The sequence below is a fragment of the Paenibacillus albicereus genome (assembly GCF_012676905.1).
Classification (GTDB): domain Bacteria; phylum Bacillota; class Bacilli; order Paenibacillales; family Paenibacillaceae; genus Paenibacillus_O; species Paenibacillus_O albicereus.
The window spans coordinates 3,604,146-3,617,972 of the sequence record NZ_CP051428.1 but is presented as its reverse complement, the minus strand read 5'-3'; the positions used below and the strand labels follow the sequence as shown (position 1 = coordinate 3,617,972).

The following is a 13,827-nucleotide window of genomic DNA, read 5'->3' as shown; positions in this document are numbered from 1 at the left end:
CCGTTTCCATTCGCTATCTTTGTTCCTCCATTACCCCTGCTCGCGGGCCCGAAAACGAGGCGGGGAAGAGGGCTTGGTTTATTCTATTGCTTTTATCCGCTAAAGGATTCTATAATCGAGAGATAAATTATGGGTCGGCGAAGGATTCGGGGTGGGAAGACATGTCAGACAAGCTGGAAAAAATCGTAGAGGCGGCCAGGCTCTACTATCAAATGGACTTCAGCCAGCAGGACATCGCCAAAAAGCTCGGCGTGTCGAGGCCGACGGTGTCCCGCTTCCTGCAGCAGGCCAAGGCGGAAGGGATCGTGCAGATTACGATCCACGATCCGCAGGAGAACAACGACCTCGTCTGCCGACAGCTGGAGAAGCGCTTCGGGCTGGACCGGGCGATCGTCGTAAGCACGCCCTCCCACGAGGATGCCGTCGTCAAGAAGTACATTGCCGAGGCGGCCGCCTCGCATCTGTACGAGACGGTCGCCGAGGGCGATACGATCGCGGTGACCTGGGGCTCGACGCTGTTCGAGGTGGCCCAGCGGCTGCCGCTCAAAAGCGTGCGCGACGTCAAGGTCGTGCAGCTGAACGGCGGCCTCAGCTACTCCGAGACGAACACGTTCGCCTCGGAGATCGTGCATCTGTTCGCGGGAGCGTTCAATACGTCTCCGCATCTGCTGCCGCTGCCGGCGATCGTCGACCAGCCGCTCGTCAAGCGGGCGATCGAGGCGGACCGGCACATCGCCAAGATTCTCGAGATGGGACGCCAGGCGAACATCGCCGTCTTCACCGTCGGCGTGCCGACGGCCGACTCCCTGCTCGTCCGGGCGAACTATCTCAGCGCCGCGGAGCTGGACATCGTGCATCAGGCGGGCAAGGGCGACATCTGCTCGCGCTTCATCGACATCGACGGCAACATCTGCCTGGCCGAGCTGGACGACCGGACGATCGGCATCCGGCTCGAGGAGCTTCGGAGCAAGCAGCATGCCGTGCTCGTCGCCGGCGGCATCGCCAAGGCCGATGCGGTCTATGCCGCCCTCAAGGGCGGGTATCCGTCTACGGTCGTGACGGACGCGTTCACCGCCCGCCATCTGCTGGAGCGGGACCAGGCGCGGGTCACGGCCTGAGCCTCCAGCCGGCAGCAGACGCAAAAAAAGAACAGCCTCTCCCGCCGCCGTTGAGCGGAGCCGAGGCTGTTCTTTTTTACTTGAGCGAAGTCAGGATGACGCCAGCCGTAATCAGCACGACGCCGAGGCCGTTCCAGACGGTGATCTTCTCTCCGAGGAACAGCAGCGCGAGCACGATCGCGAAGACGACGCTGAGCTTGTCCACCGGACCGACCTGGGAGACGGTGCCGGCCTTGAGCGCCAAAAAGTAGAACAGCCACGACAGCGCGCCGGCGGCTCCGCTCATGGCGATGAACGCGAGCGCCTTGCGTTGGGCGAAGATTTCGCCCACCTGGCCGAACTTGCCCTGGACGGCGACGACTCCGAGCAGGAACAAGGCCATGATGACCGCGCGCAAGGCGGTCGCGGAATTGGCGTCGAGGTCCTTGAGGCCGATCTTGCCGAAAATGGAGACGAGCGCCGCGAACACGGCGGACAGCAGAGCGTACGGAAGCCAAAGCATGGCGATTCCTCCTGATAGGCGGCCGTGGACGGCCGTAGATAGGCTTGCCCGGACAGCTCCGTTTCCAACCGGGACCGGCGGCAAGCGTCAGCCAGCTATAGAATGCCGCGCGGACCGGGAAGGCATGCGGCGGGATGCAGCAAAAAAAGCCCCTCCGGAAGAGGGGCGTGCATGCGGGATGATGGCGTCCCGGAAGGGATTCGAACCCCCGACCGTGCGCTTAGAAGGCGCATGCTCTATCCGACTGAGCTACCGGGACAGACGGTCGCTTCCCGCCTCAAAAAGAGAGGCCAAAAAAAGCGATACTTGCTGATCATACAGGAAGATCATGCATATTGCAAGGATTGCGGTATTTTTCCTTCTTTGCCGCCTCATGTTATAATGTAGCCGAACTTTGGTGAATAAAGGTCGTCACAGAAGATGAGGCGGTGATCCCATTACGACGATAGACGATTCAACGCGCGGCGAGAAAGACAACCTCTATCTGTTCCCCCGCTCGCTCGACCACTATCAGGAGCAGCTGACCCGCCTGCTGGAGTCGGAGCACTATGCGGAGGCGAAGCGGCTGCTGCAGTTCCTGCTCCAGTGCCGGGGAGAGGAGCCGCGCCATTACGAGGAATGGGGCAACCTGCTGGCTTGGCTGGAGATGGCGTTCCCGGGCGGAGTCGAGGAGCAGGAGGGCGAGCCGAGCGAGGAGGACCTGCGGCGCACGGCGCTCAGCCCGGCCGAGCAGGACGAGTCTTACGTGCAGCAGGTGCTGTATATCATGAAGAACCACCCGATGCTCGACCAGCAGCTGCTCGCGCTGGAGAGGGCGGCGCATCTCCGCAGCCCCGAGGTCGACGAGACGATCCGCTCGTGGCTGGAGCAGGAGCCGCTGCATCCGATGGTGCAGTTCAAGGCGCTCCAATGCCTTCGTCGCAGAGGGGACTCCGGAGCCGTCCGGATGGAGCGGCTCGGCGAGACGGTGGAGCTCGAGATCGAGCGCACTCCGCTTGAGCTGGACGACTATCCCGAGCCGGTGAGGCTCATTCTCGAACGGGTCGAGGGCGTGACGGAGACGATGGACCCGACGCTGCCGCATTTCGCCCGCGAGCTGTGGAAGGAGTGCCTTCAATACCTATACGGCAGCTCCGCCTATGCCCGCATGCTGAGCGAGGAGGAAGCGGTCGTCGACAGCTACGCCGCCGCCCTTCATCTGACGCTGCTCCTGGCCGTGTACGGCACGGCCGAAGAAGAAGAGATCCGCCATACATACGGCATCACCGACGAGCTTCGATTCCGCTACGAGCAGGCCTGCCGCTCGATGCGGCAGATCACCGACCTTCAGGAAGGTTCTGGGGACGAGTAGCTTGTCTTGTAATCGGACGGCCAGTTGATTATAATGGAATGGTTTATTACAACGCAGATAATTGGGGCTAGCGCCTATTTTTTGGAGGGGACAGCATAAATGACAGCAACTTGGGAGAAAATAGAAACGAACGTCGTCGCGATCGACGTGGAAGTAGGCGCGGAGCAAGTGAAGGAAGCGCTGGATCAAGCGTTCAAGAAAGTCGTCGGACGCGTCAACGTACCGGGCTTCCGCAAAGGCAAAGTGCCTCGCTCCATCTTTGAATCCCGCTTCGGCGTGGAGAGCCTCTACCAGGACGCGATCGACATCCTGCTGCCGACCGCTTATTCCGAAGCGCTGAAGGAATCCGGCATCGAGCCGGTCGACCGTCCGGAGATCGACGTCGAGCAGTTCGGCAAGGGCCAGTCGTTCAAGTTCAAGGCGAAAGTCACCGTCAAGCCGGAAGTCAAGCTCGGCGAGTACAAAGGCATCGAAGTGCCGGCCGCGAGCAGCGATGTGACGGACGAGGAGCTCAGCGCCGAGCTGGAGCGCCTGCAGCAGCGTCATGCGGAGCTGGTCGTCGTGGACGAGGGTTCGGCCGAGAACGGCGACACCGTCGTCATCGACTTCGAAGGCTTCGTCGACGGCGAGGCGTTCGAGGGCGGCCAAGCCGAGCGCTATTCCCTGGAGCTGGGCTCCAATTCCTTCATCCCGGGCTTCGAGGAGCAAGTCGTCGGCCTGGCGACAGGCGACTTCAAGGACGTGGAAGTGACGTTCCCGGAGGAGTACCACGCCGAGAACCTGGCCGGCAAGGCTGCCGTGTTCAAGGTGAAGCTGCATGAGATCAAGCGCAAGAACCTGCCGGCGCTGGACGACGAGTTCGCCAAGGACGTGAGCGAGTTCGATACGCTGGACGAGTTCAAGCAGGACCTCTCCAAGAAGCTCCAAGAGCGCAAGGAGAAGGAAAGCGAGCAAGCCCGCGAGACGGCTCTCGTCGACAAGGTCGCGGCAGCGGCCGAAGTGGAGATTCCGGAAGCGATGATCAGCACGGAAGTGGACTACCTGCTGCGCGACTTCGAGAACCGCATCAAGCAGCAAGGCCTGAACATGGAGCTGTACTACCAATTCTCCGGCCAGGACGAAGCCGCTCTGCGCGGACAAATGCGTTCCGACGCCGAGAAGCGCGTGCTGAACAATCTCGTGCTTGATGCCATCGCCAAGCAGGAATCGATCGAGATTTCCGAGGGCGAAGTGGACGAGGAGCTCGAGAACCTCTCCAAGGCGTACAACCGCCCTGCTGCCGAGCTGCGCGACATCTTCGAGCGCAACGGCAACCTCGGCAACATGAAGGAAGATCTGAAGCTCCGCAAGACGATCAAGTTCCTTCTCGACAACAGCAAAGTCGCGAGCGAAGTCGCCTAAGGCGGCTTCTGCCTCCAATCCGCAAGGCACGTCGTTCGCACGTGCCTTCTTTTTACCCGCAGAACCCACATAAGCTAAAGCTTCGTCTCCTGCGCACGCAGGAATGGGGACTCCGTCCCCTACATAAGAATGGAACACGGCAGGCTGGACCCGTCGTTCGGCAAATATGACACGGGCGCTCCAACATGCTAGAATGAAAGTGTGTCTGAACTCCAAAGCGGAAAGTAGGTTGGTCGCATGAATTTGGTACCGATTGTAGTAGAGCAGACGAATCGCGGAGAGCGTTCTTACGATATTTATTCGCGTCTTCTCAAGGATCGCATCATCTTCCTCGGAAGCGCAATCGACGATGACGTTGCCAATTCCATCATTGCCCAGCTGCTCTTCCTTGCGGCTGACGACCCGGAGAAGGATATCCACCTGTATATCAACTCTCCCGGCGGTTCGGTGACCGCGGGCATGGGTATTTATGATACGATGCAATTCATCAAGCCGGACGTGTCGACGATCTGCGTGGGCATGGCGGCGAGCATGGGCTCCCTGCTGCTGACGGCAGGCGCCAAGGGCAAGCGGTTCTCGCTCCCGAACAGCGAGGTCATGATCCATCAGCCGCTCGGCGGCGTGCGCGGCCAGGCGTCCGACATCAAGATCCATGCGGACTGGATCATCAAGACCAAGCAGAAGCTCAACCAGATCTATGTCGACCGCACCGGCCAGCCGTACGAGAAGATCGAGCGCGACACCGACCGCGACAACTTCCTCAGCGCGGACGATGCGCTTGCCTATGGGCTCATCGACAAGGTCATTACCGTCCCGGAAGCGGGCATTCTGTAACATCTTCCATGAAGGGGTGATCGAGTGTTTAAATTCAACGAAGAGAAGGGCCAGCTGAAGTGCTCTTTTTGCGGCAAGTCCCAGGACCAGGTCCGCAAGCTCGTAGCCGGACCCGGCGTCTATATATGCGATGAATGCATCGAGCTCTGCACGGAAATCGTGGAGGAGGAGCTCGGGCACGAAGAAGAGCTGGATCTGAAGGACATTCCGAAGCCGAAGGACATCCGCGCGATTCTCGACTCGTACGTCATCGGCCAGGAAGCCGCCAAGAAGTCGCTGTCTGTGGCCGTATACAACCACTATAAGCGCGTCAACTCGCAGAGCAAGATCGAGGATGTCGAGCTGCAGAAGAGCAACATCATGCTGCTCGGCCCGACGGGCTCCGGCAAGACGCTGCTCGCGCAGACGATGGCCAAGATCCTCAACGTTCCGTTCGCGATCGCGGACGCGACCTCCCTTACGGAGGCCGGCTACGTCGGCGAGGACGTCGAGAACATCCTGCTCAAGCTGATCCAGGCTGCCGACTATGACGTCGAGAAGGCCGAGCGCGGCATCATCTATATCGACGAGATCGACAAGGTGGCGCGCAAGTCCGAGAATCCGTCCATCACCCGCGACGTTTCGGGCGAAGGCGTGCAGCAGGCGCTGCTTAAAATTCTCGAGGGCACGGTCGCTTCCGTTCCTCCGCAAGGTGGCCGCAAGCATCCGCATCAGGAGTTCATCCAGATCGACACGACGAACATCCTGTTCATCTGCGGCGGCGCCTTCGACGGCCTGGAGCAGATCATCAAGCGCCGCATCGGCAAAAAAGTCATCGGCTTCAACACGGGCGACGGCACGAAGGACATGAAGGCGGGCGAGTACCTGTCGCTCGTCCTGCCGGAAGACCTGCTCAAGTTCGGCCTGATCCCCGAGTTCGTCGGCCGCCTGCCGGTCATCTCGACGCTGGAGCCGCTCGATGAGCCGGCGCTGGTGCGCATCCTGTCGGAGCCGAAAAACGCTCTCGTCAAGCAGTACCAGAAGATGCTGGAGATGGACAACGTCAAGCTGGAGTTTGAAGCCGGTGCCCTGGACGCCATCGCCAAAGAAGCGATCAAGCGCAATACGGGAGCCCGCGGCCTGCGCGCCATCATCGAAGGCATCATGCTGGAGATCATGTACGAAGCGCCGTCCCGCGAGGAGCTCAGCACCTGCGTCATCACGGAGAAGGTCGTCCAGGACCGGGTCATTCCGGAGCTGACGGCCAAGAAGGGCAAGAAAAAAGAAGAAAGCGCCTGACCTGGACGCGGCTTGACCGCGCGGATGGCGGCTGCTGTTTTCAACCCGCCATCGTTCCACCCGATCCCGGCTTATCCTGCGGGGTCCGGTGGACTTTGGCCTTTCATAGGGAGAGATGCTACGTATGTATTCTCGCAAGGACACCGTGCCGGTCCGCGTCGGCGGCTTGACGATCGGCGGCAGCAATGAGGTCATCATCCAGAGCATGTGCACGACCAAGACGGCCGATGTGGAAGCGACCGTCGCCGAGATTCTTCGGCTTGAGGAAGCGGGCTGCCAAGTCGTGCGCGTCACGGTCAACAACAAGGAAGCGGCCGAGGCCATCAAGGAAATCAAGCGTCGCATCCATATCCCTCTCGTGGCGGATATCCACTTCGACTACCGCCTCGCGCTGCTTGCCATCGAGAACGGGGTGGACAAGGTCCGGATCAATCCGGGCAATATCGGCCGCCGCGAGAAGGTGGAGGCGGTCGTCGCCGCCTGCAAGGCCAAAGGCATCCCGATCCGCATCGGCGTGAACGCCGGCTCGCTGGAGAACCATCTCCTGGAGAAGTACGGCTACCCGACGCCGGAGGCGATGGTGGAGAGCGCCCTGTTCCATATCGGCATCCTGGAGGAGCTTGACTTCCACGACATCATCGTCTCGCTGAAGGCATCCGACGTGCCGATGGCGATCGCGGCCTACAGCATGGCGGCGGAGAAGATCAAGTATCCCCTGCATCTAGGCATCACCGAGGCCGGCACGCTGCACTCCGGCACGATCAAGAGCTCCGCGGGCATCGGCGCCCTGCTGGCGATGGGCATCGGCAACACGGTGCGCATCTCCCTCAGCGCCGATCCGGTCGAGGAGGTCAAGGTCGCGCGCGAGCTGCTCAAGACGTTCGGCCTGATTACGAACGCGGCCACGCTCATCAGCTGTCCGACTTGCGGACGGCTCGACATCGATCTGTTCTCCATCGCCAACGAGGTGGAGGAGTACATCTCCAAGATCAAGGTGCCGATCAAGGTGTCCGTGCTCGGATGCGCGGTCAACGGTCCCGGCGAAGCCCGCGAGGCGGACATCGGCATTGCCGGCGCGCGCGGAGAAGGCATGCTATTCCGCTACGGCGAGATGATCCGCAAGGTGCCGGAGGCGGAGCTGCTGTCCGAGCTCAAGAAAGAGATCGACGAGATCGTGCGCGTCTTCGAGGAGACGGGCGAGATTCCCGGACGCAAGGAGCATCTGCCTGCCTGATTCAGGCGGCAGCGAGCCCAAGAGCTTTTCCAGTCCCCTTGGACTGGGAAGGCTCTTTTTTTCGCCCGGCGCTTCTTTTCGCGCAACGATGCGCCGCGAGCGGACGTATAGCATCGGCAACCATTGAACGGAGGGACCTTGCCATGGAAACCATTCAGGAAGTGCTGCGGCGCAAGAAGACGAATGCTTGGCTCGAAAGGACGCGCCATGATCCGGTCGTCGCTTGGGTGAAGGACGGCCGAAAAGGCTATTGGAGCGCCGATGACGCGGACGAGGAGGAGCTGGAGCGACGCCGATACGAAATCGGCTCCATTACGAAGACGATGACCGGCTTCCTGCTCGCCGCATCCGAGACGGCCGGCCGGCTTCGCCGCGAGGACGCGCCGGCCGCATGGGCGCCGGAGCTGGAGCCATCCCCGTTCGCCGCAAAGACGACGCTGGGCGAGCTGGTCTCCCATACGTCTGGACTCCCCCGGCTGCCGGCCAATTTGCGCGCGCATGTGCGGGACAAGGAAGATCCGTACGCCGCTTACGGGACGGAAGCGCTCGTGGAGGCGGTGCGGAAGGAGCCTTATCGGGAGGGCTCCAAGCCCTCCTCGTACTCGAACTACGGCTTCGGCCTGCTCGGCTGGCTGCTCGCGCGGAGCTCCGGCCGATCGCTTGACGAGCTCCTTCGCGTCCAGCTGTTCGATCCGCTCGGCCTGGAGCGCACGACGCTCGGTCCAGGCGGGGAGAAGGACGACGGCCTGCGGCCGGTGCACCGCAGCACAGGAGCGCCCGCCAAGCCGTGGACCTTCACGGGCGCGATGGCGGGAGCGGGAGCAGTGCGCTCGACGGCGCCGGATCTGCTGCGTTATGCGGAAGCGCAGCTAGACGCGGCGGCAGGCCGCGGGGAGGGCGATCCGGTCCGCGACGCCATGCGCCTTGCCCAGACCCGGCTGTCGGGCCCGGCCAGCGGCGTCGGCATCGGATACGCATGGGTCATACGTCCGGAGCCGGACGGCACCCATACGTTCTGGCACAACGGCGGCACCTACGGCTCCAGCAGCTTCCTCTCGTTCAATCCGGAGCATAGGGCAGCCGTCGCCGTCCTTTCCAACCGCGGCGCCTCGGCGGCAAGCCAGCTTGCTCCGCTCATCGGGCTCAGGCCGATGAGCGCCGACCTGCTCGGCGCCGAGCTTGGCAAGGCGCTTTACCGAACCGACTGAGCCGGCCCGTTGTCGATCGTCTCGAGCCGTGCTGCACGCTCCTCCAATTTCGGGGACTAACTCCTGTCGGGGCAGGCAATACTATCCGGTATGGGTCTTTTATTCCGGCAAGCATGAGAGGAGCGGATAGCATGACGTTAAGTCTATTTTTGATGCTGGTGCAGGTGTTTTTCGCCGTCGTGATCGGGGTGTATTTTTGGAATATGCTGCGCAGCCAGCGTACGAACAGGTCGGCCGTCGACAAGGAATCCCGCAAGGAGATGGATAAGCTGCGCAAGCTTCGCTCCATCTCGCTGACCAAGCCGCTCGCGGAGAAGACCAGGCCGCAGACGATGAACGACATCGTCGGCCAGCGGGACGGACTGCGGGCGATGAAGGCTGCTCTCTGCAGCGCCAATCCGCAGCATGTCATCGTCTACGGCCCTCCGGGCGTGGGCAAGACCGCGGCGGCCCGCGTCGTGCTGGAGGAAGCGAAGAAAAATCCGTCTTCGCCGTTCCTCGCCGAGGCGAAGTTCACGGAAATCGACGCGACGACGGCCCGCTTCGACGAACGCGGCATCGCCGATCCGCTGATCGGCTCCGTTCACGATCCGATCTATCAAGGAGCCGGCGCGATGGGCGTGGCGGGCATTCCGCAGCCGAAGCCCGGGGCGGTGACAAAGGCGCACGGCGGCATGCTGTTCATTGACGAGATCGGGGAATTACACCCGATCCAGATGAATAAATTGTTAAAAGTGCTCGAGGACCGCAAGGTCTTTCTGGAGAGCGCCTACTATCATTCCGAGGATCCGAACATCCCGATGTACATCCATGACATCTTCCAGAACGGCTTGCCGGCGGACTTCCGTCTCGTCGGAGCGACGACGCGCTCGCCGCAGGAGCTGCCTCCGGCGCTCCGCTCGCGCTGCATGGAAATCTACTTCCGGCCGCTGCTGCCGGACGAGATCTCGGAAATCGCCGACAACGCGGTCAAAAAGATCGGCTTCGCTCCTTGTCCGGAGGCGGTAGGCGTCGTCAAGCGCTACGCCACCAATGGCCGCGAGGCGGTCAACATCATCCAACTGGCAGCGGGTCTGGCGCTGTCGGAGAAGCGCGAGACGATCTCGGCGGCCGACATCGAGTGGGTCGTCAACAGCAGCCAGATTCCGCCGCGCCCGGACCGCAAGGTGCCGGCCGCTCCGCAGATCGGCTTCGTCAACGGCCTCGCCGTCTATGGCCCGAACATGGGCACGCTGCTGGAGATCGAGGTGAGCGCCATCCCGACCGCCGCCGGCAAGGGCAGCTTCACCATCACCGGCGTCGTCGACGAGGAGGAGCTCGGCGGGGGACAGCGGACGCTGCGCCGCAAGAGCATGGCCAAAGGCTCGGTCGAGAACGTGCTGACGATGCTGCGCCGAATCGGCCTGCGCCCGCAGGACTTCGACCTGCATATCAATTTCCCGGGCGGCACGCCGATCGACGGCCCTTCCGCCGGCGTGGCGATGGCCACGGCGATCGCTTCTGCGATCCGCGGCGTGCCGGTCGACCATACGGTCGCGATGACCGGCGAGGTCGGCATCCACGGAAACGTCAAGCCGGTCGGAGGCGTGCTGGCCAAGGTGGAGGCGGCGTTCCAAGCCGGTGCCCTCACGGTCTATATTCCGAAGGACAACTGGCAGGCGATTTTCGCCGATCTTAACGGCCTCAAGGTCATTCCCGTCGACCGGGTCGAGGAGGTCTTCCGCGACCTGTTCCCGGACGACATCCGCGAGAGCCAGGAAGAGCTCTCTCCGATCGCGGATTTGTTCCTGACCCCTCAAGTTCCTTATTTGCAGGCGGATTCACGGGAATGATACAATAGGAAGACTATCTTAAGGTGGGAGGTGTTGGCATGGGACCTGCCAAAGGAAAAGGCCGCAGGCTGCCGCTGCTCCCTCTGCGGGGACTTCTGGTTTATCCCAGCATGGTGCTTCATCTCGACGTCGGAAGGGAAAAATCCGTCAAGGCGCTGGACCGGGCGATGCTCGGGGATCATATGATCCTGCTGAGCTCCCAGTCTGAAGTGAACATCGAGGAGCCGACGGAGGAGGATATCTACCGGATCGGCACGATCGCCAAGGTGCGCCAGATGCTCAAGCTGCCCAACGGCACGATTCGGGTGCTCGTGGAAGGAGTCGTGCGCGCCGAGATTCAGGAGTACCTGCCTCAGGAGGAGTTTTATGAGGTGACGGCTCGGGAGCTGCCGGAGGAGGAATCGTCCGATCCGGAGATCGACGCGCTCATGCGCTCGGTGCTGAGCCAGTTCGAGCATTACATCACCCTGTCCAAAAAAGTGACGCCGGAGACGCATGCCGCCGTGTCCGACATCGACGAGCCGGGCCGGCTCGCCGATGTCATCACCAGCCATCTGTCGCTCAAGATCAAGGACAAACAGGACATTCTCGAGACGGTCGACGTGAAGGCGCGGCTGGAGAAGCTGCTCGACCTGCTCGGCAACGAGCGCGAGGTGCTGGAGCTTGAGCGCAAGATCAGCCAGCGCGTCAAGAAGCAGATGGAAAAGACGCAGAAGGAATACTACCTGCGCGAGCAGATGAAGGCGATCCAGAAGGAGCTCGGCGACCGCGAAGGCCGTGCCGGAGAGGTCGAGGAGCTGCGCTCCCAGATGGATGCGGCGGAGCTGCCCGAGAAGATCAAGGAAAAGGTCGTCAAGGAAATCGACCGTCTGGAAAAAATGCCGTCGTCCTCGGCTGAGGGCGGCGTCATCCGCAATTATATCGATTGGCTGTTATCGCTTCCATGGAGCAAGCGGACGGAGGATGATCTCGATCTGGCCAAGGCCGAGGCCGTCCTCGACGAGGATCACTACGGCCTCGACAAGCCCAAGGAGCGCGTGCTCGAGTACTTGGCGGTGCAGAAGCTGGTGCAGAAGCTCAAGGGACCGATCCTGTGCCTCGTCGGACCTCCCGGCGTCGGCAAGACGTCGCTCGCGCGCTCGATCGCGCGGTCGCTCGGCCGCGAGTTCGTCCGCATCTCGCTCGGCGGCGTGCGCGACGAGGCCGAGATCCGCGGACATCGCCGCACCTATGTCGGCGCGATGCCGGGCCGCATCATCCAGGGCATGAAGACCGCCGGATCGCTGAATCCGGTGTTCCTGCTCGACGAGATCGACAAGATGGCGTCGGACTTCCGCGGCGATCCGTCCGCGGCGCTGCTCGAAGTGCTCGATCCGGAGCAGAACGGCACGTTCAGCGACCACTTTATCGAAGCCCCGTTCGATCTCAGCTCCGTCATGTTCGTCACGACGGCCAACGCGCTGCACAACATTCCGCGTCCGCTGCTCGACCGGATGGAGGTGCTGTACATTCCGGGCTACACGGAGCTCGAGAAGGAGCAGATCGCCCGCCGCTACCTCCTGCCCAAGCAGAAGCGCGAGCACGGGCTCGAGGAGGAGCAGCTGACGCTCGAGCCGGACGCGCTGCTCGCGCTCATCCGCGAGTACACGCGCGAGTCGGGCGTCCGCAACATGGAGCAGCAGGTCGCCTCCATCTGCCGCAAGGCGGCCAAGAAGCTCGTGTCGTCCCCCGACAGCGCGCCGATCAACGTCGACCGTGCGCTGCTCAAGGAGTGGCTCGGACCGGCCAAGTTCCGCTATGGCCTCGCCGAGGCGGAGGACCAGGTCGGAGCCGTGACCGGCCTCGCCTGGACCGAAGTCGGCGGCGATACGCTCGTGATCGAGGTGACGGTGCTTCCGGGTACCGGCAAGCTGACGCTGACCGGCAAGCTGGGCGACGTCATGAAGGAGTCCGCGCAGGCTGCGTTCAGCTACACGCGATCGCGGGCCGAGGAGCTGAAGCTCGATCCTCAGTTCCACGAGAAGAACGATATCCACATCCATATTCCCGAAGGGGCGATTCCAAAAGACGGCCCGTCTGCCGGCATCACGATGGCGACCGCGCTCATTTCGGCGCTCACCGGACGCAAAGTCAGCAAGACGGTGGCGATGACCGGGGAAATCACGCTGCGCGGGCGCGTCCTGCCGATCGGCGGCCTCAAGGAGAAATCGCTCGCCGCGCATCGAGCCGGCATCCGCAAGGTGCTGCTGCCGGCCGACAACGAGCGCGACCTGAGGGATATCCCGGACAGCGTGCGGATCGACATGGAGTTCGTGCCCGTGGCCCACATGGACCAGGTGCTCGAGCATGCGCTGCTGCCCGAGGACGCTCCCCCCTCCGCGACTGAGGCGGCGGCAAGCGAAGAGAAAGCAGGGACACCGATTTTATGAAAATAACGAACGCCGAATTTATCATCAGCGCGGTCCAGCCGCATCAATATCCAAGCGACGCCTTGCCGGAGATTGCTCTGGCAGGGCGTTCGAATGTCGGCAAATCGTCGCTGATTAACAAGCTGATCCTGCGCAAGAATCTCGCCCGGACGAGCTCTCAGCCCGGCAAGACGCAGCAGCTCAACTACTACCGCATCAATGAGGCCTTGTATTTCGTCGATTTTCCGGGATATGGGTATGCCAAGGTGTCCAAGACCGAGCGAGAGGCCTGGGGCAAGATGATCGAGCGCTACCTGCAGAACCGCGAGGAGCTGAAGCTGGTGCTGCTCGTCATCGACATCCGCCACGACCCGTCCAAGGACGACGTGCTGATGTACAATTGGCTCAAGCATTACGACATTCCGATGTGCATCGTCTGCACGAAGGCGGACAAGATTCCGAGGAGCCAGTGGGACAAGCACAAGAAGGCCGTGCGCACGACGCTCGGCGCTTCCTCGCAGGATGCGCTCGTTTTGTTCTCCTCCGAAACGGGTATGGGAAGGGAAGAGCTTTGGGAGGTGCTGGCGCAATCGGCCGGAATCGCGAGCGAAGAACAGCAAGGAACAGCGAATTCCTAAGGAAATCGGGTTTTGCCTTCTCC

Annotated in this window: 11 protein-coding genes and 1 tRNA gene; 10 read left to right on the top strand and 2 right to left on the bottom strand. The window is 62.1% G+C overall.

Features of this window, described 5'->3' with window-relative positions; genetic code table 11:
• Positions 1 to 161: 161 nt before the first annotated feature.
• A complete protein-coding gene (locus HGI30_RS16270; protein ID WP_168908518.1) occupies positions 162 to 1,118 on the top strand; it encodes a DNA-binding transcriptional repressor DeoR in 957 nt (318 codons plus the stop codon).
• Between the two features lie 76 nt (positions 1,119 to 1,194).
• Here HGI30_RS16270 and HGI30_RS16265 read toward each other — a convergent pair whose 3' ends face one another.
• Positions 1,195 to 1,620: an EamA family transporter gene (locus tag HGI30_RS16265; RefSeq protein ID WP_168908517.1), complete on the bottom strand. Its 426-nt coding sequence runs from the start codon at positions 1,618 to 1,620 to the stop codon at positions 1,195 to 1,197.
• A gap of 182 nt (positions 1,621 to 1,802) precedes the next feature.
• Positions 1,803 to 1,879 (bottom strand) — tRNA-Arg (locus HGI30_RS16260).
• 387 nt (positions 1,880 to 2,266) lie between these two features.
• Here HGI30_RS16260 and HGI30_RS16255 point away from each other — a divergent pair.
• The 9 genes from HGI30_RS16255 to yihA all read left to right on the top strand — a co-directional run bounded on the left by HGI30_RS16255 (position 2,267) and on the right by yihA (position 13,804).
• The gene (locus HGI30_RS16255) at positions 2,267 to 2,971 is read left to right on the top strand and encodes a hypothetical protein (RefSeq protein ID WP_235680159.1); all 705 of its coding nucleotides are present in this window, start codon (positions 2,267 to 2,269) and stop codon (positions 2,969 to 2,971) included.
• Between the two features lie 99 nt (positions 2,972 to 3,070).
• Complete coding sequence (gene tig / locus HGI30_RS16250) at positions 3,071 to 4,372, top strand: trigger factor (RefSeq protein WP_168908516.1); 1,302 nt, start codon at positions 3,071 to 3,073, stop codon at positions 4,370 to 4,372.
• Between the two features lie 237 nt (positions 4,373 to 4,609).
• Entirely contained in the window at positions 4,610 to 5,206 is a 597-nt protein-coding gene (gene clpP / locus HGI30_RS16245) for an ATP-dependent Clp endopeptidase proteolytic subunit ClpP (protein ID WP_168908515.1), read from the top strand.
• A 24-nt stretch (positions 5,207 to 5,230) separates the two neighbouring features.
• Positions 5,231 to 6,484, top strand: coding sequence for an ATP-dependent protease ATP-binding subunit ClpX (gene clpX / locus HGI30_RS16240; protein ID WP_168908514.1), 1,254 nt, complete (start codon positions 5,231 to 5,233; stop codon positions 6,482 to 6,484).
• Positions 6,485 to 6,608: 124 nt separating this feature from the next.
• On the top strand, positions 6,609 to 7,718 hold the full coding sequence (gene ispG, locus HGI30_RS16235) for a flavodoxin-dependent (E)-4-hydroxy-3-methylbut-2-enyl-diphosphate synthase (RefSeq protein ID WP_168908513.1): 1,110 nt from the start codon (positions 6,609 to 6,611) through the stop codon (positions 7,716 to 7,718).
• A gap of 143 nt (positions 7,719 to 7,861) precedes the next feature.
• On the top strand, positions 7,862 to 8,926 hold the full coding sequence (locus tag HGI30_RS16230; protein WP_168908512.1) for a serine hydrolase domain-containing protein: 1,065 nt from the start codon (positions 7,862 to 7,864) through the stop codon (positions 8,924 to 8,926).
• A gap of 131 nt (positions 8,927 to 9,057) precedes the next feature.
• Entirely contained in the window at positions 9,058 to 10,758 is a 1,701-nt protein-coding gene (gene lonB / locus HGI30_RS16225; protein WP_168908511.1) for an ATP-dependent protease LonB, read from the top strand.
• 38 nt (positions 10,759 to 10,796) lie between these two features.
• Positions 10,797 to 13,187 (top strand): endopeptidase La, encoded by a 2,391-nt coding sequence (lon, locus tag HGI30_RS16220; protein ID WP_168908510.1) that lies wholly within the window; start codon positions 10,797 to 10,799, stop codon positions 13,185 to 13,187.
• Complete coding sequence (gene yihA / locus HGI30_RS16215) at positions 13,184 to 13,804, top strand: ribosome biogenesis GTP-binding protein YihA/YsxC (RefSeq protein ID WP_168908509.1); 621 nt, start codon at positions 13,184 to 13,186, stop codon at positions 13,802 to 13,804. The genes lon and yihA overlap by 4 nt, the downstream gene beginning before the upstream one ends.
• The last annotated feature ends 23 nt before the right edge of the window (positions 13,805 to 13,827 follow it).

Excerpts from the sequence above, each read along its gene's own strand:
- HGI30_RS16230 (WP_168908512.1), top strand. The coding sequence starts at position 7,862 with ATGGAAACCATTCAGGAAGTGCTGCGGCGCAAGAAGACGAATGCTTGG.
- clpP (WP_168908515.1), top strand. The coding sequence starts at position 4,610 with ATGAATTTGGTACCGATTGTAGTAGAGCAGACGAATCGCGGAGAGCGT.
- HGI30_RS16270 (WP_168908518.1), top strand. The coding sequence starts at position 162 with ATGTCAGACAAGCTGGAAAAAATCGTAGAGGCGGCCAGGCTCTACTAT.
- yihA (WP_168908509.1), top strand. The coding sequence starts at position 13,184 with ATGAAAATAACGAACGCCGAATTTATCATCAGCGCGGTCCAGCCGCAT.
- HGI30_RS16255 (WP_235680159.1), top strand. The coding sequence starts at position 2,267 with ATGGCGTTCCCGGGCGGAGTCGAGGAGCAGGAGGGCGAGCCGAGCGAG.
- tig (WP_168908516.1), top strand. The coding sequence starts at position 3,071 with ATGACAGCAACTTGGGAGAAAATAGAAACGAACGTCGTCGCGATCGAC.
- lon (WP_168908510.1), top strand. The coding sequence starts at position 10,797 with ATGGGACCTGCCAAAGGAAAAGGCCGCAGGCTGCCGCTGCTCCCTCTG.
- HGI30_RS16265 (WP_168908517.1), bottom strand. The coding sequence starts at position 1,620 with ATGCTTTGGCTTCCGTACGCTCTGCTGTCCGCCGTGTTCGCGGCGCTC.
- ispG (WP_168908513.1), top strand. The coding sequence starts at position 6,609 with ATGTATTCTCGCAAGGACACCGTGCCGGTCCGCGTCGGCGGCTTGACG.
- lonB (WP_168908511.1), top strand. The coding sequence starts at position 9,058 with ATGACGTTAAGTCTATTTTTGATGCTGGTGCAGGTGTTTTTCGCCGTC.